Genomic DNA, 23251 nt, shown 5'->3' with positions numbered 1-23251 from the left:
CCGCCGTTATGGTCGCCGCACCGGCGCCGCCGATCCGGGCGGCCGGCGCGGCGGGCCGGCCGCACGGCCGGGACGAAGGGGTGGTGACGGTGGCGGACGCGGAACTCCTCGTCGGGGTGACGGGTGCGGTGGCCACGGTGGTGATCCACAATCCGGCCCGGCGCAACGCGATGACCACCGCGATGTGGCGGCGGCTGCCGGAACTGCTCGACGGCCTGGAGGCCGACCCCGTCGTCCGGGCGCTGGTGCTCACCGGCGCCGAGGGCACCTTCTGCGCGGGCGCGGACCTGGGTGACCTGGACGACCTCTTCGACGGCGGCGACCTCACCCTCGCGGTCGCCGCCGAGGAGCGGCTGGCCGACTTCGCCAAGCCCACCGTCGCCGCCGTTCACGGCGCCTGCGTGGGCGGCGGCTGCCAGCTCGCCGTCGCCTGCGACCTGCGCATCGCCGCCGCCGACGCGCGGTTCGGCGTGCCGCCGGCGCGGCTGGGTCTGGTGTATCCGGCGCCCACCACCCGCCGGCTGGCCCGGCTGGTCGGCCCGGCCGCGGCCAAGCACCTGCTCTTCACGGCCGAGCTGATCGACGCCGAGCGGGCGCTGCGGATCGGCCTGGTCGACGAGGTGCTGCCGGTCGACCGCCTCGCCGCCCGGGTGGACGAGATCACCGGCGCCGTGGTCGCCCGGTCGCAGCTCAGCGTCGCGGCGGCCAAGGAGATCATCGACGGTCGGGCGGACGAGGACCGGATCGCCTGGTGGCACGGGCAGGTTCGGGCCAGCGGCGAGGCCCGCGAGGGCGTCGCCGCCGTCAACGAGCGCCGCCCGCCCCGCTTCGGCTGGACGCCGCCCGCCCGCCCCTGACCGCCGGCCATTTTCCTCCCGCCGTACGGGTTGGCCGAACGGACCGACTGACCGCGCCGCGGCGGACACGGTCCGCACGTGGGTGGTGTCGCGCGGTGCGGTGGGGCAGGCTGTCCGCTGTGCAGCGTGATCAGTTGCTCGCGGGCCGCTACCGGCTCGGCGAGCGTCTCGGCAAGGGCGGCATGTCCGTGGTCCACCGGGCGCACGACGAGGTGCTGGAACGCGACGTCGCGGTGAAGGTGCTGGTGGCGGCGGACCCCCCGGCGCGGCGGCGGATCCAGGACGAGGCGAAGGCGGCGGCCCGGCTCTCGCACCCCAACGTCACCAACGTCTACGACTACGGGGAGTCCGTCCTCTTCGGCCGGTGGGTGCCCTTCGTCGTCATGGAACTGCTCACCGGCCGTACGCTCGCGCAGCGGCTCGCCGCCGGGCCGTTGCCGCCCCGGGACGCCCTGCGGGTCTGCGCGGACGTGGCCGCCGGCCTCGCCGCCGCCCACGCGCAGGGGCTGGTGCACCGCGACGTCAAGCCCGAGAACGTCATGCTCACCCCGACGGGGGCGAAGGTGGTCGACTTCGGGATCGCCGCCGTCGCGGGCACACCCGAGATCGACTTCGAGGGGCGGCTGCTCGGCACCCCGGCGTACCTGGCCCCCGAGCGGCTCGCCGCCGGGGAGGTGCTGCCCGCCTCCGACGTCTACGCGCTCGGCCTGCTCGTGCACCAGGTGCTCGCCGGTCGGCTGCCGTGGCACAGCGAGACGCAGACGGGGATGCTGCGCGCCCACGCGTACGCCGAGCCCGGCCCGCTGCCGGAGGTCGACGGCGTGCCGCCCGAGATCGGCCGGCTGTACCGGCGGTGCCTGGCGAAGGCCCCGGGCGACCGGCCCTCGGCCGCCGACGCGGCGCGCGTCCTCGCCGGGGCGCTGACCCGGATGCCGGACCCGACGGTGTGGCACGCGGACATTCCGGTCACACACCTGGACGTTCCCATCGGGCCCGCGGACCATCCGGCGGGGCACGCGGACACCGCGGCGGGGCCGGAGGACGGGTCGGTGCGGCCTTCCGGCGGGTCGCCCGGTGCCGACGCGGCGCCGGCCGCCGGGGACGACGTCCGCCCGGCGCGCCGGGGCTGGCGGTCGAGGCAGGGCTGGCGGTCGAGACGGGCCTCGCGGGTGCTGATGGCGCTGGGCGCGGCGGTGGTCGGGGCGGTGGCCGTGGCCGGCACGCTCGGCGACCCCTCGGTCCGGCGGCCGGGCGCGGCCGACGAGCCCCGCACCGGCATCGGCACCGGCACGGTGGGGTCCACCAGCGTCGCCCTGCCGGTCACCGCCGACGCCCCGAAGCGGCCGGCCGCCCCCGGTGCCGGCCCGCCGGCCGGGTCCGCGACGGCGGCCGGTCGGTCCAGCCCCGGACCGGTCGCGCCCACAGCGCCGGGCCCCACCGGCGCGAGCCCGAGCGCGCCGGTGCCGACCGGCGGCGTCGAGCCGTCCCCCATGCGGCCGCCGGGGACGGACGTGATTTCCCGGGGCGGGGTGGTGACGGTCCGCTGCGACGGGAAGCTCGCCGTGGTGGTCGACGTCGCGCCCGCCGCCGGCCACCACGCCGAGGCGTACGCGCCGGGCCCGGCGCGGGAGGTGCGGGTCGAGCTGGTCTCCGCCGGGAGCCGCAGCGTGGTCACCGTGCGCTGCGCCAACGGCCGCCCGGTTCCCCGGGTCAAGGAGGAGGGCCGGTAGCCGCTGTCCGTGGCCCCGTCCCCGGTCAGGGGCCGGCGGGCGCCGCGCCGGGGGTCGTACCCCCGACGCGGCCCCCCGTTCCCGCCGGCCGGTCCGTCACCGCCCGGCCAGCGCCGCCCAGCTCGGGGTCGCCGGCTCGCGCCGCAGCGGCATGCCCGCCTCGGCCGGCGTCCGGTCACCCTTGCGCTGGTTGCACTCGTAGCAGGCGGCGGTCGTGTTCCGCCACGTGTTCCGGCCGCCGCGCGAGCGGGGCAGGATGTGGTCGATGGTGCCGGCCGGCCCGCCGCAGTACGCGCAGCACCGACCGTCCCGGCGCAGCACCCCGGCCCGCGACCAGGCCGGTCCGGCGCTGAACCGCCAGCGGGTCACCACGTACCGGACGAGGCGGACCACCCGGGGGACCGGGAAGACCCCGATCACCCGGTCCGGCTCGGCCTCGTGGATCTCGGCGACCCGCCGGCAGAGCATCCGGATCGCGTGCTGAACGGTGACCCGGTGCAGCGGGCCGAGGTCGGCGTTGACGACGAGGACGGCGTCCACCGGTGTCTCCCTTCGTGGCGGTGACGGTCTCGACGGGCCGGACAGCGAAAGAGCCGCCCGGTCCGGTACGTGCGGACGGGCGGCTCGACGTCGTGCGGGCACGCGTCAGTCGGGCCGGCCGCCCCCGGGGCCTTCGGCTCGGCAACCGCCGCCGGACGCCGGGTGCGCCCGGCCGGGCAGCCACGACGGCACGCGGGTGACGTGCGACATCGACATGACGGGCTCCCGTGGCGGTGGTTGACCTTGCGGGATCACGGTAGGTCGGCGGGCGAGAGACGGGCAACGGATTTCGATCGAGGGGTCGCCTCGTCGGGGCGGCGCTGCCGGCGGGCCCGGCCGGCGGCCCGCGCGGCGGCCAGCGGCCGGTCGATCCGCAGCGCCATCCGCACGGTCAGCTCGCTCTCCAGCAGTGGCCGGTTGACCTCCCCGGCGACCGCCAGCGCCGGCCCGGAGACCGTGCGCCAGATCGCGGCCATTCCCGCGCCCAGCCCGAGCAGGGCCACGGCGGCCCGGGTCGCCGGTGAGCCGGCCGCCGCGAGCGCGCTCACCCCCACCACGGCGAACAGCACCGCCAGCAGCGGTACGAGCACCGGCCAGAAGATCCCCCGGGCGGCCTGCACCACCAGCCGCCGGTCCCGAATGATCAGGTTGCGGGCGACGACCGCGTAGTCCTCCTCGTCCAGCAGGTCCCTCGGGTGCAGGCCGCCGGTGAGCACGCCCCGCCACAGCTCGCCCTGGTTGCGCAGCTCGCGGGCCAGGTCGGGCAGCCCCGCCTCGGCGGGATCGCCGACGCCCGCCCGGGCGACCGCCGACGCCCACGTCGCCAGCGACCGGCGGACCACCGCGGCCGAGTACGGGGGCAGCACGCTGGCCAGCTCGCCCAGCCAGCGGCTGAGCTGGATCTGCCGGCCGCCGAAGCGGCGGGTCACCTGCTCGGCGTCGCCGTGCCGGACGGTGTCGGCCAGCGAGCGCCCCAGCCGGTACGCCAGCCCCACCCGGTGGTTGGTCGCCATCGTCCAGCGCAGCACGTCCACGTTCAGGTCGTCGAGGGCGAGCAGCAGGTCGTCCCGGGCGCCGCCGGTCACCCGGTCCCTCGCGTCGGCGGTGGACGGCGCGGGGCCGTCGCGCCGGGTCAGCTCGGCGATCTGGCCGAGGGCGACCTCCACCCCGTCGAGGTACATCTGCATGCGCCGCCGTCCCGACATCTCGGTCAGGTTGGACAGTTTCGCCGGCGCGCCCGCCGGCCGGTCCTCCCCGGCGTCGAGCGGCTCGGCGGTCTGCGCGTGGTGGTACGCGTCGGCCATCCACCAGCCGAGCCGCAGTGCGGTCACGATGCAGGCCCGCTCGTCCCGGATCAGCGGGTACGCGTCGTCCCGCGGCACGTCGGCGACGAGCGGGCCGTCGTCTCCACGCGGCGACATCCCGCTGACCTCCCGGCTCACCCCAGAGGATCAGCCTAGGCGAGCCGAGCGACCCGTTTGTCCCTTTTTGCCACCATCGCTACCCGCCGCCCGCCGGCCGCCGGCCGCCTCGGCGGCTCCCGTCAGCGTCGGCCGGCGAGCAGGCCCCGGGGCCGGATCGAGCGCACCGGCTCGGTCGCGCCGCCCTCGGCCCGCAGGATGTGGTTGGCCGCGACGATCCCCGTCGCCGCCGACCGCTCCATCAGCGCGCTCGGGAAGTCGGTCCGGATGCCGTCGCCCGCCAGGTAGAGCCCGTCGGCATCGGTGCGCACCCCCGGCCGCCAGGCGTGGCTGCCGGGCGTGAACGCCGGCGCCTGCGCCGCCACCCGCGCCCGCACCTCCCGGACCCGCAACCGCGCCGCCTCCGGCCAGAGCGCGGTCAGCTCGGCCCGCATCCGCTCGGCCAGCTCGCCGGCGGGCACGCCCGGCTCGCAGGCGTACGCGTGCAACTCCACCACCGAGCCGCCGGTGCGTCCGGCCCAGCGCCGGGACTCGTTCTCCAGCCGGTGGTAGAGGGTCACGGAGTCCAGGGTCGGCTGCCGGGACACCCCGCTGAACACCGCCCGGTCGGCGGCCACGTCCCCGTCGCACCAGTAGCGCGCCACCGCGTACGGCGGACCGGGCCGGCCGAAGTCGGGCATCCGCTCCACCAGCGCGGGCGCGTGGTCGCGCAGGCCGGGCGACGCCGCGACCAACGCGGCGAGGGCGGGCGGGTCGACGGCGAGCACCACGTGCCGGGCGGCGTACGACGTGCCGTCGGCGGTCGCCACCCGCCATCCGGCGCCGTCGCGGGTCAGCGCGGTGGCGGCGGCGCCGGTCAGCACCCGGCCGCCGTGCTCCTCGACGTGCCGGGTCAGCGGCTCCCAGATCGCCGTCGCGTAGTCCTCGTCGGGGCAGTCGAAGGCCAGCCCCTCCGGGTTGCCCAGCAGGTAGAAGTGGAACTGCGCGATCATCTCGGCGGCCGACATCTCCGCCTCGTGGTTGAAGAACGAGTGGGAGAAGACCTCGAAGAGCATGGCGCGGGCCCGGTCCGGCAGGCGCAGCGAGGTGAGCAGCTCGTCGGCGGTGGTGTCGTCGAACTCGGCGTACGTGCGCACCGGATCGTAGGTGAGCAGCGGCAGCGCCGCGTCCCGGTCCATCCCGCGCAGGTCCCGCAGGCGCAGGCTGGGGCTGCGCAGCAGCAGCGCCAGCAGGTTCGCCGGCGGCGCGGGCGGCAGCCTGCCGAACTCCTCGGTCGGCCACCGCTCGCTCAGGATCGGGTAGCCCGGGACCGGTCGGAGGAAGCCGAGCGCCGGGTCGGCGCGGCGCAGGATCGACCGCCAGTTGTAGTACTGCCGGAAGAACGCGTGGAACCCGTGCTCGTTGACCTGTCGGGTGCCGTCCGCGAGCGTCTCCCGCCAGGCCCCGAGCCGGCCGCCGAGGGTCGGCGCGGCCTCCAGCACGGTCACCGCCACGCCGCGCTCGGCCAGCACCACCGCCGCCGACATGCCGGCGATCCCGCCGCCGACCACCACCGCCCCGACCGGGTGCGGCACCCGGGGGGCGCCACCACCGCCCGGGTCCACCTCGTGCTGGCGTACACCGACGAGCCGGCCGACCACTTGCGACAGCGCCATATGCACCTCCCCGCCCGGGTGGGCCTCCAGTCTGCCCCCTCAGGCGCCCGGAGGGGCCGCTCGCGCGACACGGGTCGCCACCGAGGCGCCCGTTTCGTCACCGCGGCGCCAGGCAGCGCCGCTCACGGTCCGAGGCGGGCCAGACGTACTCCAGGTCGGGCGGGACGTCGTCGCCGAAGATGGGGCGGTAGTGCCCGGGGTCCTTGCGCAGCAGCGACGAGCGGTGGCTCAGGTGCAGGTCCTCGCGGCCCAGCCAGGGCGGCAGCTCGCCGGCCTCGGCCAGCTCCGCCTGGGTGCGGACGCGGGTCAGGCCGCAGGCGGCGGCCAGGTCGGCGGTCATCGTGGTGGCGCAGGTGTCGGCCCGGCCCGGCTCGCACCAGACCGCGCACACGTCCAGCCCGTACCGGGTGAGCGCCTCCTCGTACCCGGCCCACATCTTCACCGCCGGGTGGTTGCGCCAGCCGTACGTGGGGCGGGTGAGCCCCCGCAGCACCTGGATCGTCTCCACCCGCTGCTTGCCCAGCCGCTTCTGGTCCAGCGTCCGGGCGCTGGCCAGAAAGTCCGGGTACGGCAGGAACGTCTGCATGCCGCTCGTCTACCCGCCCACGGGCCGGGGAATCTGCCCGGAGCGTCGGGACATGCCGGCCGAGCAGCGTTCATGATCACAGGGCTGCGCGGGGTGCGACCGGCTGACTACCATGCGGCGCATGGCGGAGCCCCTGCTGGATCGTGCGCGGCGGGCGGGGCGTCGGCTCCGGGTCAACGGGGACGCGCGGGCGCACTACGTGGTCTGCGGCCGGGACGCGCTGGCCTACTGGGTGGTGCGGGCGCTACTCGCCACCGAGCTACAGGCGACGGGCCGCGTCCGGATCACCCTGGTCGTGCCGGAACGCCCGCGCTCGGACGAGCCGGACGGGCGGGACCTCCAGGGCGTCGAGGTGGTGCGGGCGGACCGGCTGGACGAGGTCACCTTCCGGCGGGCCGGGCTGGCCGGCGCCGACGGGCTGGCCCTGCTGCATCAGGACGACGTCGGCAACATGCACGCCGCGCTCTGCGCCCAGGAGGTCGAGCCCCGGCTGCGCCTGGTGGTGCGGATGTTCAACACCGGCCTCGCCAACGGGGTGCGGCAGATCTTCCCCGACTCGGCGGTGCTCTCCGACGCGTCGATGGCCGCCCCCGCCTTCGTGGCCGCCGCGCTCGGCGAGGTCGCCCCGACCCACTTCCGGCACGGCGGGCGCACCCTCTACGTGGCCCGCCGCGACGACGTACGCCCGGGCGACGTGGTCTGCGGGGTGGCGGACACCCGCGACCCGCAGCAGGTCCGGGTGCTGCCCGCCGACGGGTCCGCCGCCGACGTGGTGCTCGCCGAGGCGACCGGGGCGCCGCCCGGCACCGAGGTGGCCGCGCGCCGGCTGAGGCGGGCCCGGCGGCGTCGCCGCCCGCTGACCGTGCTGCTCCGCGCGGTACGCAGCTTCGCCACCCGCAAGATCGGCATCGCGGTGATCACGCTGCTGGCGGTGATCGGGGTGCTCGGCTGGCTCAACGGTCGCGCCACGCACGCCAACTGGGGTGACTCGCTCTACCTGACGCTCGTGACGACGCTGAGCGGGCAGGACCCGGATCCGAACAAGCCGATCGCCCAGCAGGTCATGCAGGTGGTGCTCAACCTCGCCGGGCTGGCGCTGATCCCGCTGATCACCGCCGTGGTGGTGGACGGGATCGTCAACGCCCGGCTGGCGCTGCACTCCGGCCGGATCCAGCCCGAGCGGTCCCGGCACGTGGTGGTGGTCGGGCTGGGCAACGTCGGCACGCGGGTGATGGCCCAGCTCTGCGACTTCGGCGTCGAGGTGGTGGCGATCGACAAGGTGCCCGAGCCGCGCGGTGCGGCGCTGGCCCGGCGGCTCGGCGTGCCGCTGATCGTCGGCGACGCCGCGCTGGAGGAGACCCTCCAGGCGGCCTCGGTGGGCAGCTGCCAGGCGCTGGTGGTGGTCTCCACCGACGACGAGACCAACCTCCAGGCGGCGCTGAACGGCCGGGCCGTCAACCCCGAGCTCCAGGTGGTGCTGCGCCTCTTCGACGGCCACTTCGCCGAGCGCGTCCAGCAGGCGTTCGGCATCGGCGTCTCGCGCAGCGTGTCGTACCTGGCCGCGCCGTCGTTCGCCGCCGCGCTGCTGGACCGCGCGGTGATCGCCACCATCCCCGTCGGCCGGCACGCGCTGCTGGTCACCGAGGTCGTCGTCGCCGCCGGCTCGTCGTTGGACGGGCGGCCGCTCGCCGCCGTCGGGCGGGCCGAGAGCGTACGCCTGCTCGCGCACGCCCGGGCCGGGCAGCGCCTCGACTGGGAGCCCGATCCGCGGCTGGTGATTGTCGCGGGGGACCGGCTGACGGTGGTGGCCCGGCGGGCCGGCCTGAACGCCCTGCTCCGCGAGGCCGCGCCGCCCCCGCCGGAGGACCCGGTCACGCCGGCGCCCCGGCCGCCGGAGGACTGACCGTCGCCCCGGTCTCGGCCGCTGCCGGAAGTTGACGGCCGGCGGCGGTCGCCGCGCCCCCGGCCTGCCGCCCCCGGTGCTGCCCGGCGTCAGGCCCGGTGGGGGCGCAGGGCGTACCAGGCGGCGCCGGCGGCGAGCACGGCGAAGCCCGCGAGGACGCTGGACAGCGGCAGGTTGACCGCGAGCAGCAGGCAGCCGGCCAGCCCCAGCACCGCCAGCGCCCGCACCGGCAGGCGTCGGGCCGGGTCGCGACCCAGGGTCAGCGCGGCGGCGTTGGTGATCGCGTAGTAGACCAGCACCGTGCAGCTGGAGAAGCCGATCGCGTCCCGGACGTCGCCCAGCAGCACGATCAGCACCACCACGGCGGCCACGGCCAGCTCGGCCCGGTGCGGCACCCGGTGGACCGGGTGGACGGCGGCGAGCGCGCCGGGCAGGTCGCGGCGGCGGGCCATCGCCAGCACGGTGCGCCCGACCCCGGCGAGCAGGGAGAGCAGCACCCCGGTCACCGCCACGGTCGCCCCCGCCCGGACCAGCCACGCGAGACCGGGCAGCCCGGCGGCCGTCACCACGTCGGCCAGGGGCGCGGCGGACGCGGCGAGCCGGTCGGCCCCGAGCACGCCGACGGCGACCACCGCGAGCACCAGGTAGATCGCCAGCACCATGCCGAGCGCCAGCGGCACCGCCCGGGGGATGGTCCGCTCCGGATCGCGTACCTCCTCGCCGAGGGTGGCCACCCGGGCGTACCCGGCGAAGGCGAAGAAGAGCAGCCCGGCGGCGGTGAGGACGCCCCGCCCGGAGCCGCCGAGGTCGCCGAGCCGGTCCAGCGAGACGTCACCGCCGACCGCGCCCGCCGCCGCGACCAGGGCCAGCACCGCCAGCACCACGCCGACCAGCACCTTCGTCGCGGTCGCGGTCTTGCCGATGCCGCGCAGGTTCACGGCGGTCACCGCCAGCACCGCGCCGACGGCGACGAGCCGGGCCTGCCCCGGCCAGAGGTACGCCCCGATGGTCAGCGCCATCGCCGCGCAGCTCGCGGTCTTGCCGACCACGAAGCCCCAGCCGGCGAGGTAGCCGGCGAACGGGCCGAGCCGCTCCCGGCCGTACACGTAGGTGCCGCCGGACTCCGGGTAACGGGCCGCGAGCCGCGCCGAGCTGGTCGCGTTGCAGAAGGCGATGAAGCCGGCCAGCACCAGCGCCGCCAGCAGCCCCGCCCCGCCGGCCGCCGCGGCGGCGGGCGCGAAGACCACGAAGACGCCGGCGCCGAGCATCGACCCCAGGCCGATGACCACCGCGTCGGGTACGCCCAGTCGGCGCGCCAGTTGATCCACGCCGGGCACCTTAGGGGGTCGAGATGAACGGGCGGTCCCAGTCGCGCAGCGCTCCGGGCAACGGCAGGTCGTCCCAGGGCACCCGGTGCAGCACGCGATCGAGGACGACGCCGAGCAGCAGGGCGGCCAGCCCGTCGGTGAGCCAGTGGAAGTTGAGGAAGGTGGTGGTGACGAGCAGGATCGCCGGCGGCGCGAACCGGATCAGCCGGTACGCGACCGGGGGCAGCCGCCCGGCGGTCAGCGCGGTCAGCAGCACGGCGATCACCCCGTACCAGACGATCGCGTTGGCGACGTGCCCCGACGGGTAGGACATCGAGTAGGCCCCCGCCGGCAGCCGGTTGAAGATCTCCACCGCCTCGCCCGGCGGCAGGAACGGCTCCTTGACCGTCGCGCTCGGCGCGGCCCGGTCGGTCCACGTCTTGAGCGGGCCGATGGTCAGGTAGGTCAGCACGAACGCGCCCGCCACCAGCAACAGCGGCCGGACGGAGTGCCGGCGCCACCCCACCGCGAGGGCGAGCGCGCCGGAGACCGGCATCAGCAGCCAACCGCCCTGGCCGAGCAGGTTGAACACCCGGGCGGTCCAGTACAGCGGTGCCGGGTCGTGCGCGAACGCCCACTCGCTGACCGCCAGGTCGAGATCGTGGAGCAGCCCCTCGGCGAGCGCCAGGGTCAGCGCCGCGAATCCGGCGAGCAGGAACGCGTCGAACCACCAGCCGGCCGGCCGAACCGGCCTCAGCCGTGCTCCGGACCGTACCGTCGTGGTCTCCCGCACGACGACCACGCTACCGGCCCCGGACGGCGCGGGACCGGGACGGGCCGGGGCGGCTGTGTGCCGAGCCACGAAGGGAGGCGCTCGCCGGGGCGAGCCGTCAGACTTGTGCCCGTGCGGATCACCTCAGCCCTCGTCGACCCGGCGCTGCTCGACCTCCCGTGGTCGACCCCGCTGGAGGAGTGGCCTGCGGAACATCTGGTGGCGCTGCCGCAGGGCATCTCCCGGCACATCGTCCGGTTCGTCCGCCTCGGCGGCTACGTCTACGCGGTCAAGGAGACCGGCGAGCGGGTCGCCGAGCGCGAGTACGACCTGCTCCGCGCCCTGGAGCGGATCGACTTCCCGTCGGTGGAGGCGGTGGCGATCGTCGCCGACCGGCAGACCGACGACGGTGAGCCGCTCGATCCGGTGCTGATCACCCGGCACCTGCAGTTCTCGCTGCCCTACCGTGCGCTCTTCTCGCACACGCTGCGCCCGGAGACGATGGGCCGGCTGCTCGACGCGCTGGCGGCCCTGATCGTGCGGATGCACCTGACCGGCTTCTTCTGGGGCGACTGCTCGCTGTCCAACACGCTGTTCCGGCGGGACGCCGGCGCCTTCGCCGCCTACCTCGTTGACGCGGAGACGGGGGCGCTGCACCAGTCGCTCTCCAACGGGCAGCGCGGCGAGGACCTGGAGATCGCGCGGGTCAACATCTTCGGCGAGGCGCTCGACCTCCAGGCCGCGGGCCTGCTGCACGAGTCGATCGACCCGGAGGTGGTCTGCGAGGAGGTCGTGCAGCGCTACGAGCGGCTGTGGCACGAGATCACCTACGAGCAGCAGGTCGAGCGGGAGGCCCGGCACGACATCGAGGGGCGGATCCGGCGGCTCAACGAGCTGGGCTTCGACGTGGCCGAGGTGGCGATGTCGACCATCGACAACGGGCGCTACCTGATCCGGCCGAAGGTGGTCGACGCCGGCTACCACACCCGGCGGCTGCTCCGCCTGACCGGCCTGGACGCGGAGGAGAACCAGGCCCGCCGGTTGCTCAACGACCTGGACGCCTACCGGGCCGAGAGCGACCTGACCGACGAGCAGCAGGCCGCCCACCGCTGGCTGACCGAGGTGTTCGAGCCGGTGGTCCGGGCGGTCCCCGCGCACCTGCGCCGCAAGCTGGAGCCGCAGGAGCTCTTCGCCCAGATCATCGAGCACAAGTGGCTGCTCTCCGAGCGGGCCGGCCGGGACGTCGGCATGGCACCGGCCGTGCACTCGTTCCTCTCCGACGTGCTCGTGCACCGCCCCGACGAGCAGGCCGTGCTCGGCGTCGAGGTCCCCACCACCGGCTGACCCACCGGGCGGCGCCGCGCTGGTGGGGCGGCGCTGCGGCGGCGCTGCGCTGGTGGGGCGGCGCCGCGGCGGCGCTGCGCTGGTGGGGCGGCGCTGCGGCGGTTCGGCGGTTCGGCGGTTCGGCGGTGGTGGTCATCTTGGGGGACGGGACCCTGGTGCTGGACGTGCTCATCGGTGACCGCACCCTCTTCCCGGACGCCGCTGAGGTCCGCGAGCGCTGAGGTCCGCGAGCGCTGAGGCCCGCGAGCGCTGTCGAGCTGATGTCGTAGACGATTCAGCCTGCGCGGTCCGCGCGATGTCGTAGACGATTCAGCTCGACAGCGCGGACACGAACCCTCCCGTCTTGAGCGCCGGTGACCCTGCACGCACGGCCGACCGCCGGGACGCCCTGCCGCGCCCTGCGCCAGCCGACGCGGCCTGCGCCAGCCGACGGGATCGCCCGGCCGGCCGGACGCCCCCGCCGCGCCTCCGCCCTGCCCCGCCGGGGTCACTCCACCCAGGAACCGCCGCGCATCACCCGGACCACGTTCAGGTCGTCGTCGAGCACCACCAGATCGGCGCGGAGCCCGACCTGGAGCGCGCCCAGCCGGTCGCCGAGGCCGATCGCGCGGGCCGGCGTGGTGGCCGCCATCCGTACGGCGTCCGCGATCGGGATGCCGGCGGCCACCGCGTGCCGCAGCGCCGCGTCCATGGTCAGGGTGCTGCCGGCGATCGCGCCGTCGCGGGTCAACCGGGCCACCCCGCCCGCCACCGTGACGGCCTGGCCGCCCAGCTCGTAGTCGCCGTCGGGCATGCCGGCGGCGGCCATCGCGTCGGTGATCAGGGCGGCCCGCTCCGGGCCCGCCGTCGAGGTGGCGAAGGCCAACATCCCGTCGTGCAGGTGCACGCCGTCGGCGACCAGCTCGCAGACCACGTTCGGGGCGTCGAGCAGGGCCACCACCGGGCCGGGCTCGCGGTGGTGCACGGGCCGCATCCCGTTGAACAGGTGGGTGCCGACGCTCGCGCCGGCCGCCACGGCGGCGCGGGTCTCGTCGTACGTGGCGTCGGTGTGGCCGACCGCGGCGACCACCCGGTGCGCGGTGAGCAGCTTGACCGCCTCCAGCGCGCCGTCCCGCTCGGGGGCGAGGGTGACCATCCGGATCGCGCCGTCGCCCAGCTCGATCAGCTCGGCCAGTTCGTCCGTCGACGGGTCGCGCAGGAACTCGGGGTTCTGCGCGCCGCAGCGGGCGGAGGAGAGGTACGGCCCTTCGAAGTGGATGCCGGCCAGCACCCCCTCGGCGACCAGTGGCGCGAAGGCCGCGGTGGCCGCACGCATCAGCTCGAACGGCGAGCTGACCAGGCTCGCCAGCAGGGTCGTCGTGCCGTGCCGCAGGTGGAAGTCGGCGGCCTGCCGCGCCTGCTCGGCGTCGCCGGTGGTGAAGGTGTGCCCGCCGCCGCCGTGCGTGTGCATGTCGACGAAGCCGGGGACGATCCAGTGCCCGTCGCGCACCGACGGGTACTCGGCCACCGCCGTGATCCGGCCCCCGTCCAGCTCCACGCAGCCCTGCCGGATCACGCCGGTCGGGGTCACCACCTTGCCGTTCACCCGAATGGCCATCACTTCTCCAGACTGTCGAGAGCGAGCAGGGCGGCGCCGAGGCAGCCGGCCTCGTCGCCGAGGGCCGCCGCGACGAGGCGCGGCTCCCGGTGGAACGTCATCCGCTCGTGCAGCGCGGCCCGCAGCGGGTCGAGCAGCAGCGCGCCGGCCTGCGCCAGGCCGCCGCCGAGCACGACGGTCTCCACGTCGAAGAGGGCCTGGCCGATGGCGAGGCCGTCGGCGAGCGCCTCGACGGCCTCCCGCCAGACGTCCGCCGCCAGCGGCTCACCGGCCGCCGCCCGGGCGGCCACGTCGGCGGCGGTCGCCGGGACGCCGGCCAGCGCCGCGTAGCGCCGGCCGATCGCGCCCGCGGAGGCCACCGCCTCCAGGCAGCCGGGACGGCCGCAGCCGCAGGACGGACCGCCGGGGCGTACCAGCACGTGGCCGATCTCCCCGGCGGCACCGTGCGCGCCGACGACCGTCACGCCGTCGACCACGTGCGCCGCGGCGATCCCGGTGCCGATGGCGACGAAGAGGACGTGCCGGTCGTCGCGGCCCGCGCCGAGGCGCGCCTCGGCCAGGCCGCCGGCGCGCACGTCGTGGCCGAGCGCCGTCGGTAGCCCGAGCCGCGCCTGCGCCAGGTCCCGCAGCGGTACGTCCCGGAAGCCCACGTTCGCGGACCAGACCGCGACCCCCCGCGCCTCGTCGATCACCCCGGGCACGGCGACGCCGAGCGCGACCGGGGCGAGCCCGTCGGCGCGGGCCTTGCCGGCCAGCCCCTCGGCGACCGCCAGGATGGTGTCGACCACGGCCTCCGGGCCGCGCCCGGCGTCGGTGGGGTGCCGCTCGGTGTGCAGCACGGCGCCGTCCGGCCGGACCAGGGCGCACTTCATCCCGGTGCCGCCGACGTCCAGCGCGACGACGACGTCGGCCGGGCTCACGCGAGTACCACGGACCGGCTCAGGTGCCGGGGCGCGTCGGGGTCGAGGCCCCGGCTGGTGGCGAGCGCGACGGCGAAGCGCTGCGCCAGGATCAGGTCGGCCATCGGGTCGACGGGGGTACGGCCGGCGGCCCAGCTGCCCAGCACGGTGCGGCAGCCGTGGGTGCGGCTGTGCACGAACGCCGCGCCCGTCGCGGCCACGTCCTCCGGCAGCCCGTCGGGCAGCTCGCCGAACGCCCAGACCAGCCGGCCGGGGGCGGCGACCGAGATCGGCCCGTGCCGGTAGTCCATCGCCGGGTACGCCTCGGCCCAGAAGGTGGCCGCCTCGCGGCACTTCAGCGCCGCCTCCTGGGCCAGCCCGACCGTCCATCCCCGACCGAGGAAGGTGGCCTGCTCGATCCGGGTGGGGTCGATCGGCAGCGGGGCGCGCACCGCCACCTCCGCGTCGGCGGAGAGCGCGGCGATGTTGTCGCCGAGGTGGGCGCGGAGCAGGGCCAGCGCGGTGGTCGCGAAGCGGGTCTGCACCACCGAGCGCTCGTCGGCGAACGGCATGGGCACCGCCGCGTCGGCCAGCGCGACGGCGGGGGAGGCGGGGTCGCCGACCAGGACGGTCGTCGGCACCCGTCCGCGCAGGGCGGCGAGCAGCTCGGTGACCTCGGTGGTGGTGCCCGAGCGGGTGATCGCGACCAGCCGGTCGTAGCGCCGCCCGGCGGGGAACTCGGACGCCTGGAAGGCGTCGGTCTCGCCCTGGCCGGAGTGCTCGCGGCGGGCCGCGTACGCCATCGCCATGAACCACGACGTGCCGCAGCCCACGACGGCGACCCGCTCGCCGGGGCGGGGGAGGCGGTCGGCCGCGGTGGCGGCGACCCGCGCCGCCTCCCGCCAGCAGTCGGGCTGGCTCGCGATCTCCGCGTCGACGTACGGCATGAGAACTCCTACGCAGGGGAGCGGTGCGCAATACGGCTCGTTAGAGCCATCTTTCGCGCGTTATTCTGCGCGAACCCGGTTGGCCGTGGCAACCAGCCCCGACATCGAGCAGGCCGTGGTTTTGCGCCCTCGTAGTTTCGCGCACTACTGTGCACGCAATCAATCACCGACCGCGCAGTAACTGGAGGCCCTGGGGTGGACCGGTACGCCAGATGGAACGCCCTGCTCGAAATGCTGACCGACAGCGGCCGGGTCAGCGTCGAGGAGGCTGCCGAGCGGCTGGACGTCTCCCAGGCCACCATCCGGCGTGACTTCGACCAGCTCGCCCAGCAGCAGATGATCACCCGGACCCGGGGTGGCGCGGTGGCGAACGGTGTCTCGTACGACCTGCCGCTGCGCTACAAGACCGCCAAGCACTCGGCCGAGAAGCAGCGGATCGGCGCCGCCGCCGCCGCGCTGGTCTCGCCCGGCACCGTGGTGGGCCTCAACGGCGGCACCACCAGCACGGAGGTGGCCCGGGCCCTCGCCGTCCGGCCCGACCTGAACACCAGCGCCGAGGGTGCCCAGCTCACCGTGGTCACCAACGCGCTCAACATCGCCAACGAGCTGCTCGTCCGCTCCCGGATGAAGGTCGTGGTGGCCGGCGGCGTGGTCCGCCCCAAGTCGTTCGAGCTGGTCGGCCCGCTGGGCGGGGCGCTGCTGCGCGAGGTCACCCTGGATGTCGCTTTGCTCGGCGTGGACGCGATCGACCCCCAGCTCGGCGCCGCCGCCCACCACGAGGGCGAGGCGGCGATGAACAACCTGATGGTGGCCCGGGCGAAGCGGGTGGTGATCATCGCCGACTCGTCCAAGCTGGGCGGGCACGCGTTCGCCCGGATCTGCCCGGTGGACCGGGTGGAGACGCTGGTCACCGACTCCGGCGCCAACCCCGAGGTGGTCGAGGCGTTCCGCGCCGCCGGCGTCAACGTCATCTGCGCCTGAGGTGAGGTGAGGGGCGCCCCCTCCTGACGCCGGCGCACGAGTGGCGGCGGCAATTCTCCTCACCCTATCGGCGCGCCGAATGCATACCGCGTATTGCGCTCGGCTGCATACCGCGTATGGTGTCGCGTGTCATACGCCCATCGGGGGAGGTGCAGCTTGCCAGCTGTCCTGGAGATCGAAGGTCTACGCAAGACGTACAAGAGTCGTCGGCGCGGCACCCGCAACGCGCTGGACGGCTTCGACATGCTGGTCGAGGCGGGGCAGGTGCACGGCTTCCTCGGCCCCAACGGGTCCGGCAAGACCACCACGCTGCGCACGCTGCTCGGCCTGATCCGGCCCAACGGCGGCCGGATGGCCATCCTCGGGCACGAGGTGCCCGAGGCGCTGCCCAGCGTGGCGGGCCAGGTCGGCGCGATCGTGGAGAGCCCGCAGTTCTTCCCGCACTTCTCCGCGCGCGACACGCTGTCCCTGCTCGCCGGCGCGGGTGACGTGCGGCCGCAGCGGATCGACGAGGTGCTGGAGCTGGTCGGGCTGCGCGACCGCGCCGGCGAGCGGGTGAAGACCTACTCGCTGGGCATGAAGCAGCGGCTCGCCGTCGCCTCGGCCCTGCTGAAGAATCCGAAGCTGCTGATCCTCGACGAGCCGGCCAACGGGCTCGACCCGGGCGGCATCCGGGAGATGCGCACGCTGATGCGTACCCTCGCCGAGTCGGGGATGACCGTGGTGCTCTCCAGCCACATCCTCGGCGAGATCCAGCTGATCTGCGACTCGGTCACCATCATCTCGCTGGGCCGGCGGGTGGCCTTCGGCCCCGTCGAGCAGGTGCTCGCCCAGCACTCCTCCGGCGCGGTCCGGGTGCGGCTGGAGGCGGTCGCCGACCTGCCGGCCGCCGCCGAGGCGCTGACCCGCGCCGGGATCCGGGTGGACGGCCAGCCCGACCACCTGATGCTCGCCGGGGTCGACAAGCCGGCCGACGTGACCCGGCTCCTCGCCGAGCGGGGCCTCTACGTCAGCGAGCTCGCCCCGGTCGCCGTCGACCTGGAGAGCGTCTTCCTCGAACTGACCGCCACCGCGCCGGTACCCGGCCAGCACCGGCAGGTCGACCAGTCCACGAAGGTCGGTGGGGCGGGGCAGCCCGGCACCGCCGGAGGAGGGTGGGGCGCGTGAGCCTCTACCGTACGGAGCTGCGCCGGCTCGCCAAGCGGCGCTTCACCCGCTGGATGAGCCTGCTGGGCCTGGTGGTGCTCGCGCTCGTGGTGGTCGGGGTCTTCCTCACCAACGAGAAGATCGACGCCGCCGCGCTGGCGAAGGCCGAGCGCGCCGCCGAGCAGCAGTGGCAGCAGGACGTCCGCCACAACGAGCAGTACCGCGCGGAGTGCGAGAAGGCGAAGGCGGCGGGGGCGGGCGAGCCCGGTCAGTACCCCGACGACTGCGCCATGATCCAGCCGCCGCCCCGGGAGGCGATCGAGGCGGAGTGGTTCCTGCCCTCCACCTTCGACTTCCGCGAGAACTTCGGCTCCACGCTGCTGCCGCTCGCGGCCATGTTGGCGCTGGTCGGGTTCGTCGTCGGCGCCTCGTTCGTCGGGGCGGAGTGGAACACCGGCGGCATGATGAACCTGCTGCTGTGGCGGCCGAAGCGGCTGACCGTACTGCTGACCAAGCTGGCGGCGCTGCTCACCGGGTTGCTCGCCCTGGCGGTGCCCACGACGGCGCTCTGGTTCGGCAGCTTCTGGCTGGTCGCCACCTTCCGCGGGAGCACGGCGAAGATGACCTCCGGGGCCTGGCAGTCCTTCGCCCTCACCGGGCTGCGCGGGCTGGTGCTCGCACTGGTCACCGCGACCATCGGCTTCGCGCTCGCCTCGCTGGGGCGGCACACCGCGATGGCGCTGGGCGGGGTGATCGCCCTGATGGTCGTCGGCCAGTTCGGCCTGGGCCTCCTGCTGCATACGGCCGGGGTGCGCTTCGCCGAGGCGTGGCTGCTGCCCACGTACGCCGTGGCGTGGATGGAGAAGAAGGTGACGCTGGAGGACTGGGACGCCTGTCAGGCCACCTTCTTCGGCGAGTGCAAACCGGACACGATGGACATCACCTGGCAGCACTCCTCGGTGTTGCTGGCGGTCGGGCTCACGGTGATCCTCGGCGCGGCCTTCTGGGCGATGCGCCGGCGGGACATCTCCTGACCCACGGTGCGACCGGCGGGCTCTCCCCGGCCCCCGGTCGCACCGTCGCCCCTTCCGCCGCCCGGGCCGCCGCACCGCAGGGGCCGCCGGGCGGACACGCGGTGAACCGGCGCGGTCACGGTCCGGCACCGTCGTCCGATGCGAACCGGGTGGGCCCTGGTTAGGCTGGGGTCCCCCGGTCGGCGTCGTGGTGTGCCGCCCGCCTGCCCACGAGGAGCGCCATGCAGCCCGCCGACGCCGCACCGGCCGCCACCGAGCCGTCCACGGCGGACGGGGCTGCCGCGACCGGCGAGGCGCGTGGCGCGGGAGGCGTCGTACCCCAGCCCCGGACCGGCCCCGACGCCGGGGTCCCGGCCGTGCCGCAACCCCGGTCGGCGGTCGAGCCGGGCGTCGGCGCCGCCGGGGCGCCACCCCACGAGGTCGACCCGCCCGCGGGCGACCGGCCGGACGGCGGGCTCACCGAGCGGGAGCGCGGCATCCTCGCCTTCGAACAGCAGTGGTGGCGACACGCCGGCGCCAAGGAACAGGCCATCCGGGACACCTTCGGCCTCTCCGCCACCCGCTACTACCAGTTGCTGAACGCGCTGCTCGACAACCCGGCGGCCCTGGCCGCGGAGCCCGTGCTGGTCGGTCGGCTGCGGCGGCTGCGTTCCTCCCGGGCCCGCAACCGCCGCCGCTGACCGCTCCGGCACCTGCCGGCGGTCCCCCGCAACCGTCGCGGCCGGCTGTCGTGCCCCGGCCGTTCGTCCCGCACCAGCGGCCGCTGACCGCTGTCGCGCCGTCCGACCGTTCCGCCCCGGCGGGCCACCCGGCGTCCGGTTCTCGTTCCTGTTCCGGCCTCGGGGCCGGAATGCCGGCGAGCCGCGCGGGTAGGCGGGTGACGTTCCGAGCCGCGTCCCGCGGCCGGTTCACGTTCCGGGCCGTGACCCTGCGGCCCGGGGCCGACGGAGGGAGCGGGCGATGACGGGAATCAACCCGAGCCGGCCACCGGACGGTGCGACCGGCACCGGGCGACAGGCCCGGCAGGAAGCGTCGCGGGTCGGGCACCAGGCGACCCAGGCCGGGGGCCAGATCGCGCACGCCGCCGCCGAACAGGGCGGACACGTGGCCTCGGAGGCCCGGCGGCAGGCGCGCAACCTCACCGGTGAGGCCACCACACAGTTGCGCGACCAGGCTCAGGCGCAGCAGCGGCGGGCCGCCGAGGGGCTGCGCGGCATCGGGCGCGAACTCGACTCGATGGCGGAGCGCAGCGAGGACTCCGGCATGGCCGCCCAGCTGGTCCGTCGCGCGGCCGACGCCGCCCAGCAGGCGGCCGGCTGGCTCGACGAACGCGAGCCCGGGGCGGTCTTCGACGAGGTGCGGTCGTACGCGCGCCGGCATCCGGGCACCTTCCTGACCGGCGCGGCCGTGGCCGGCATGCTGGTCGGGCGGCTCACCCGGAACCTCACCGCCTCCGGCGACGGGGCGCGGGGCGGCGCCGGCCGGCAACCGACGCCGCCGGCGGCCACGCCGACCACGGGTGGGCCCCGGCCGTACGAGCGGGACGTCGAGGCGCCCTACCTGGCCGAGGAGGCGTACCCGCGGACGGAGACGTACCCGCGCGAGGAGGCGTACACGGGGACGGCCCGGGTGCGCAACGCCTCGCCGCCCGGCCGGCAGGGGCCGGACATCCCCGGTGGGGTGGCGCCGTGAGTGCCCCGGAGAAGGAGCGGACCCAGGCGTCGGTCGGCGACCTGCTCGGCGACGTGACGCGGGACGTCTCCACGCTGGTCCGCAAGGAGATCGAACTGGCCAAGGCGGAGCTGCGCGAGGAGGCTACCCAGGCGGGCAAGGCCGGCGGGATGTTCGGCGGCGCCGCACTGGCCGGTTTCCTCACGGTGCTGTTCGTGTCGTACGCGCTGTGGTGGGGCTTGTCCAACGTGATGGACCAGGGTTGGGCCGCGCTGATCGTGGCGGTCATCTGGGCCGCGGTCACCGGGGGCCTGCTCGCCAACGCGCGGACGAAGATGAAGGAACTCCGCGCCGTGTTGCCGCGTACGCAACAGACCGCCCGGGAGATGCCGAGGGCGATGCGAGGCCGGTGAACCAGCCGGGAGGGAGCAGATCATGTCCAACGATCCGGACCGGATCCGGTGGGAGATCGAGAACACCCGGAACGAACTGAGCAGCGACGTCGACGCGCTGGCCGACAAGGTCAACCCGCGACGGATCGCCGGTGACCGCGTCGGGCAGGCCCGTGGCGCGCTCACCCGGGCCAGGGAGAAGGTGATGGGCGTGCAGTCGGACGGGCACGGTGTCGCACAGCGGATGTCGCACGCGGCCGGAGAGCGGGTGTCGCAGGCGGCCGGCACGGCACGGTCGTTCGGGGAACAGTCCCGGGACCAGATGTCGCACGCCGCGGTGTCGGTGCGGGACGAGGCCCGCTCGCTGGGGCAGCAGTCCCGTGAGCAGGCGCAGGGCAACCCCCTCGCCGCCGGTCTGATCGCCTTCGGCGCCGGGCTGCTGGTCTCGTCGCTGCTCCCACCCAGCCGACCCGAACGGCAGTGGGCCGGGCAGGCCAAGGGCAAGGTGGCCGAGCACTCCGGGCAGCTGCGGGAGCAGGCCAGCCAGGTCGGCCACCAGGTGCGCGACAACCTGCGGAACAACATGCGGGAGCCGGCGCAGCACGCGGCGCAGTCGGTGGGCTCGACCGCGATGCACGGCGCGTCCGCCGTACGGGAGCAGGGCCGGTCGGCCGCCCACCAGGTGCAGGGGCAGGCGCATGAGGCCGCCGACGACCTCCGTCGCCGCTGAGGCGATCCGGGTGGTCGGGGCGGCGCGGACGATGCGGGTACGCTCCGCGTCCGCGCCGCCTCCCGGCCGGCCGGTGAACGAGGACCTGGTCTTCCGGTTCGGGCCGCTGGTGGGCGTGCTGGACGGGGCGACCGTGCCGGAGGGCTTCGACACCGGCTGCGTGCACGGCCCGTCCTGGTACGTGCGGCACCTCGCCGCCCGGCTCGGGCTGGCGGAGGCGGCCCGCCCGACGGCGACGCTGACGAGCAACCTGGCGGCGGCGATCCTGGCCGTGCGGTCCGACCACGGCGACGAGTGCGACCTGGACCACCCGGGCACCCCGTCGAGCACGGTCTGCCTGCTGCGCGACGGCGGCGACCACCTCGACTACCTGGTGCTCTGCGACAGCCCGCTGGTGCTGGACGCCGGTGGCCGGGTCGGCGTGGTCACCGACGACCGGCTGGACGCCGCGACGGCGGAGCTGCGGGCCACGGTCGCGGCGGTGCCGGCCGGGTCGGCCGACCGGGCCACCCGGTTCCGGCAGGCGGTCGCCCTGCAACGGGAACGGATGAACCGGACCCACGGCTACTGGGTGGCGGCCGCCGACCCGGACGCGGCGTTCCACGCGGTGACCGGCACGCTGCCGCTGCGCGGGCCCGGTGCGGTACGCCGGGCGGCGCTGCTCAGCGACGGCGCGTCGGCCGTGGTGGAGCAGTTCGGCCTGCTCGACTGGGCGGGGCTGCTGGACGTGGTGACCGCCGAGGGTCCGGGCGCCCTGGTCGACCGGGTACGCGCCGCGGAGCGCGAGCACCCGGACCGGCTGCGCCGGCACAAGCCCGCGGACGACGCCTCCGTGGTCCTCTGCGAGTTCGACACCGACGCGCCGTGACCCCGGGCCGGGGCGCGGCGGCGGCCTGCGGGGCGGTCGACAGCGGAGCGTGAGGTGGAACACGATGCGGTCCGACCGGCCCGTACCTTCGGCCGGACCGCCAGTCGGTGCCCGATGGGGTGGACTTGGGCCGGTGGGGGCGGCAGACTGCGGCACGTGGCGGGAACGGTCCGGTTGGAGCCGGTGGACGAACGGAACCTGGAGCCGTTGCTGTCCGTAGCGGCGGCTGAGGCGGAGCCCGGTGACGTGATGCCGCCGGTGGAGGCGCCGGCCGGCTGGTCGCACGCCCGTCGGGAGGCGTTCCGCGAGTTCCACCGGGCGAGCTTCGCCGGTCTGCACGGTCCCACCGGCACCCAGATGTACGCGATCCTCGCCGGGGGCGAGGTGGTCGGCATGATCCGGATGAGCCGTCGCGACGAACCGGGCACGGTCGAGACCGGGATGTGGCTGGGCCGGTCCGCCCGGGGCCAGGGTATCGGCCCGGCGGCCCTGCGCGAGTTGTTGAACGAGGCGGCGGCGGCCGGGATGCGGATCGTGGTCGCGGAGACCACCGCCGACAATCACGGGGCGTTGTCGGTGCTCGAAAAGTGCGGGGCGAAATTGCGCGAGGATGCGGGTCGGGTGCACGCCGAGATATCCCTCGATTCGACTCCGCCGGCCTTGTGACGACCATTTTGCGATTCCTGTCGCTCTGAGGTTGTCGCTGCTCGTAGCGGCCTAGCTGACCGTTTTGAGTGGTTGGCGAGCCTCGCCTCGGGGGCTCCGAAATGGTTCGGGGATATGGCGCGGATGTTTCGCCGATAAGTCATCGGGTATTGCCCGGCGGGTCCGATTGAACGCGACACCTGATTGCGGTCCGGCACGTGCTGAT

Annotated in this window: 22 protein-coding genes; 13 read left to right on the top strand and 9 right to left on the bottom strand. The window is 75.4% G+C overall.

What is annotated here, in order from left to right:
• Positions 1 to 83: 83 nt before the first annotated feature.
• Together ACGF7U_RS13560 and ACGF7U_RS13555 are read left to right on the top strand one after the other, a co-directional pair.
• Positions 84 to 857: an enoyl-CoA hydratase/isomerase family protein gene (locus tag ACGF7U_RS13560; protein ID WP_393106146.1), complete on the top strand. Its 774-nt coding sequence runs from the start codon at positions 84 to 86 to the stop codon at positions 855 to 857.
• 119 nt (positions 858 to 976) lie between these two features.
• Positions 977 to 2587, top strand: coding sequence for a serine/threonine-protein kinase (locus ACGF7U_RS13555; protein ID WP_393106144.1), 1611 nt, complete (start codon positions 977 to 979; stop codon positions 2585 to 2587).
• A gap of 96 nt (positions 2588 to 2683) precedes the next feature.
• On the opposite strand, the gene ACGF7U_RS13550 is transcribed toward ACGF7U_RS13555, so the two are convergent.
• The 4 genes from ACGF7U_RS13550 to ACGF7U_RS13535 form a co-directional block, all read right to left on the bottom strand.
• Positions 2684 to 3127, bottom strand: a complete 444-nt coding sequence (locus tag ACGF7U_RS13550; RefSeq protein ID WP_393106142.1) for an HNH endonuclease — start codon at positions 3125 to 3127, stop codon at positions 2684 to 2686.
• 251 nt (positions 3128 to 3378) lie between these two features.
• The gene (locus tag ACGF7U_RS13545) at positions 3379 to 4548 is read right to left on the bottom strand and encodes a hypothetical protein (RefSeq protein ID WP_393106140.1); all 1170 of its coding nucleotides are present in this window, start codon (positions 4546 to 4548) and stop codon (positions 3379 to 3381) included.
• 122 nt (positions 4549 to 4670) lie between these two features.
• Positions 4671 to 6203: an FAD-dependent oxidoreductase gene (locus tag ACGF7U_RS13540; protein ID WP_393106138.1), complete on the bottom strand. Its 1533-nt coding sequence runs from the start codon at positions 6201 to 6203 to the stop codon at positions 4671 to 4673.
• A 97-nt stretch (positions 6204 to 6300) separates the two neighbouring features.
• The gene (locus ACGF7U_RS13535; protein WP_393106136.1) at positions 6301 to 6789 is read right to left on the bottom strand and encodes an MSMEG_6728 family protein; all 489 of its coding nucleotides are present in this window, start codon (positions 6787 to 6789) and stop codon (positions 6301 to 6303) included.
• A 112-nt stretch (positions 6790 to 6901) separates the two neighbouring features.
• Between ACGF7U_RS13535 and ACGF7U_RS13530 the strand changes: the two genes are divergently transcribed.
• A complete protein-coding gene (locus ACGF7U_RS13530) occupies positions 6902 to 8692 on the top strand; it encodes an NAD-binding protein (protein WP_393106134.1) in 1791 nt (596 codons plus the stop codon).
• Between the two features lie 89 nt (positions 8693 to 8781).
• On the opposite strand, the gene ACGF7U_RS13525 is transcribed toward ACGF7U_RS13530, so the two are convergent.
• Positions 8782 to 10020 carry an APC family permease gene (locus ACGF7U_RS13525; RefSeq protein ID WP_393106132.1) on the bottom strand — a complete coding sequence of 413 codons (1239 nt, stop codon included), beginning with the start codon at positions 10018 to 10020 and terminating at the stop codon, positions 8782 to 8784.
• A gap of 10 nt (positions 10021 to 10030) precedes the next feature.
• Positions 10031 to 10801 carry a phosphatase PAP2 family protein gene (locus ACGF7U_RS13520; RefSeq protein WP_393106130.1) on the bottom strand — a complete coding sequence of 257 codons (771 nt, stop codon included), beginning with the start codon at positions 10799 to 10801 and terminating at the stop codon, positions 10031 to 10033.
• 102 nt (positions 10802 to 10903) lie between these two features.
• Here ACGF7U_RS13520 and ACGF7U_RS13515 point away from each other — a divergent pair, with 102 nt between their 5' ends.
• Complete coding sequence (locus ACGF7U_RS13515) at positions 10904 to 12115, top strand: DUF4032 domain-containing protein (protein WP_393106128.1); 1212 nt, start codon at positions 10904 to 10906, stop codon at positions 12113 to 12115.
• 487 nt (positions 12116 to 12602) lie between these two features.
• Here the strand turns inward: ACGF7U_RS13515 and nagA are convergent, their stop codons facing one another.
• Genes nagA through ACGF7U_RS13500 form a run of 3 tightly spaced genes read right to left on the bottom strand, consistent with a single transcriptional unit; the run spans position 12603 to position 15558 of the window.
• Positions 12603 to 13712 carry an N-acetylglucosamine-6-phosphate deacetylase gene (nagA, locus tag ACGF7U_RS13510; RefSeq protein WP_393106126.1) on the bottom strand — a complete coding sequence of 370 codons (1110 nt, stop codon included), beginning with the start codon at positions 13710 to 13712 and terminating at the stop codon, positions 12603 to 12605.
• On the bottom strand, positions 13712 to 14632 hold the full coding sequence (locus ACGF7U_RS13505; RefSeq protein ID WP_393106124.1) for an ROK family protein: 921 nt from the start codon (positions 14630 to 14632) through the stop codon (positions 13712 to 13714). Before ACGF7U_RS13505 ends, nagA begins: the two co-directional genes overlap by 1 nt.
• A complete protein-coding gene (locus ACGF7U_RS13500) occupies positions 14629 to 15558 on the bottom strand; it encodes an SIS domain-containing protein (RefSeq protein ID WP_393106122.1) in 930 nt (309 codons plus the stop codon). The genes ACGF7U_RS13505 and ACGF7U_RS13500 overlap by 4 nt, the downstream gene beginning before the upstream one ends.
• A gap of 195 nt (positions 15559 to 15753) precedes the next feature.
• Between ACGF7U_RS13500 and ACGF7U_RS13495 the strand changes: the two genes are divergently transcribed.
• From ACGF7U_RS13495 to ACGF7U_RS13455, 9 genes are all read left to right on the top strand, one after another.
• On the top strand, positions 15754 to 16539 hold the full coding sequence (locus ACGF7U_RS13495; protein WP_393106120.1) for a DeoR/GlpR family DNA-binding transcription regulator: 786 nt from the start codon (positions 15754 to 15756) through the stop codon (positions 16537 to 16539).
• Positions 16540 to 16782: 243 nt separating this feature from the next.
• Complete coding sequence (locus ACGF7U_RS13490) at positions 16783 to 17706, top strand: ATP-binding cassette domain-containing protein (protein WP_393106270.1); 924 nt, start codon at positions 16783 to 16785, stop codon at positions 17704 to 17706.
• Positions 17703 to 18719, top strand: coding sequence for an ABC transporter permease subunit (locus ACGF7U_RS13485; protein WP_393106118.1), 1017 nt, complete (start codon positions 17703 to 17705; stop codon positions 18717 to 18719). The genes ACGF7U_RS13490 and ACGF7U_RS13485 overlap by 4 nt, the downstream gene beginning before the upstream one ends.
• Before the next feature lie 221 nt (positions 18720 to 18940).
• Positions 18941 to 19399 (top strand): DUF3263 domain-containing protein, encoded by a 459-nt coding sequence (locus tag ACGF7U_RS13480; RefSeq protein WP_393106116.1) that lies wholly within the window; start codon positions 18941 to 18943, stop codon positions 19397 to 19399.
• Positions 19400 to 19679: 280 nt separating this feature from the next.
• The gene (locus ACGF7U_RS13475; protein WP_393106114.1) at positions 19680 to 20411 is read left to right on the top strand and encodes a hypothetical protein; all 732 of its coding nucleotides are present in this window, start codon (positions 19680 to 19682) and stop codon (positions 20409 to 20411) included.
• Positions 20408 to 20803: a phage holin family protein gene (locus ACGF7U_RS13470; RefSeq protein ID WP_393106112.1), complete on the top strand. Its 396-nt coding sequence runs from the start codon at positions 20408 to 20410 to the stop codon at positions 20801 to 20803. Before ACGF7U_RS13475 ends, ACGF7U_RS13470 begins: the two co-directional genes overlap by 4 nt.
• A 22-nt stretch (positions 20804 to 20825) precedes the next feature.
• The gene (locus ACGF7U_RS13465; protein ID WP_393106110.1) at positions 20826 to 21512 is read left to right on the top strand and encodes a DUF3618 domain-containing protein; all 687 of its coding nucleotides are present in this window, start codon (positions 20826 to 20828) and stop codon (positions 21510 to 21512) included.
• The gene (locus tag ACGF7U_RS13460) at positions 21481 to 22380 is read left to right on the top strand and encodes a hypothetical protein (protein ID WP_393106108.1); all 900 of its coding nucleotides are present in this window, start codon (positions 21481 to 21483) and stop codon (positions 22378 to 22380) included. Before ACGF7U_RS13465 ends, ACGF7U_RS13460 begins: the two co-directional genes overlap by 32 nt.
• 156 nt (positions 22381 to 22536) lie before the next feature.
• Positions 22537 to 23046 (top strand): GNAT family N-acetyltransferase, encoded by a 510-nt coding sequence (locus ACGF7U_RS13455; protein ID WP_393106106.1) that lies wholly within the window; start codon positions 22537 to 22539, stop codon positions 23044 to 23046.
• Positions 23047 to 23251 lie beyond the last annotated feature (205 nt).

Source organism: Micromonospora sp. NPDC047670, from assembly GCF_043204915.1.
Classification (GTDB): Bacteria; Actinomycetota; Actinomycetes; order Mycobacteriales; family Micromonosporaceae; genus Micromonospora.
The sequence above is the reverse complement of the archived record's forward strand: the minus strand, read 5'-3'. Positions and strand labels throughout refer to the sequence as shown.

What these genes read in the sequence shown, in the direction of transcription:
- ACGF7U_RS13540 (WP_393106138.1), bottom strand. Translation starts at nt 6,203, where the DNA reads ATGGCGCTGTCGCAAGTGGTCGGCCGGCTCGTCGGTGTACGCCAGCAC.
- ACGF7U_RS13500 (WP_393106122.1), bottom strand. Translation starts at nt 15,558, where the DNA reads ATGCCGTACGTCGACGCGGAGATCGCGAGCCAGCCCGACTGCTGGCGG.
- ACGF7U_RS13465 (WP_393106110.1), top strand. Translation starts at nt 20,826, where the DNA reads ATGTCCAACGATCCGGACCGGATCCGGTGGGAGATCGAGAACACCCGG.
- nagA (WP_393106126.1), bottom strand. Translation starts at nt 13,712, where the DNA reads ATGGCCATTCGGGTGAACGGCAAGGTGGTGACCCCGACCGGCGTGATC.
- ACGF7U_RS13460 (WP_393106108.1), top strand. Translation starts at nt 21,481, where the DNA reads ATGAGGCCGCCGACGACCTCCGTCGCCGCTGAGGCGATCCGGGTGGTC.
- ACGF7U_RS13490 (WP_393106270.1), top strand. Translation starts at nt 16,783, where the DNA reads ATGCTGGTCGAGGCGGGGCAGGTGCACGGCTTCCTCGGCCCCAACGGG.
- ACGF7U_RS13530 (WP_393106134.1), top strand. Translation starts at nt 6,902, where the DNA reads ATGCGGCGCATGGCGGAGCCCCTGCTGGATCGTGCGCGGCGGGCGGGG.
- ACGF7U_RS13480 (WP_393106116.1), top strand. Translation starts at nt 18,941, where the DNA reads ATGCAGCCCGCCGACGCCGCACCGGCCGCCACCGAGCCGTCCACGGCG.
- ACGF7U_RS13545 (WP_393106140.1), bottom strand. Translation starts at nt 4,548, where the DNA reads ATGTCGCCGCGTGGAGACGACGGCCCGCTCGTCGCCGACGTGCCGCGG.
- ACGF7U_RS13535 (WP_393106136.1), bottom strand. Translation starts at nt 6,789, where the DNA reads ATGCAGACGTTCCTGCCGTACCCGGACTTTCTGGCCAGCGCCCGGACG.
- ACGF7U_RS13475 (WP_393106114.1), top strand. Translation starts at nt 19,680, where the DNA reads ATGACGGGAATCAACCCGAGCCGGCCACCGGACGGTGCGACCGGCACC.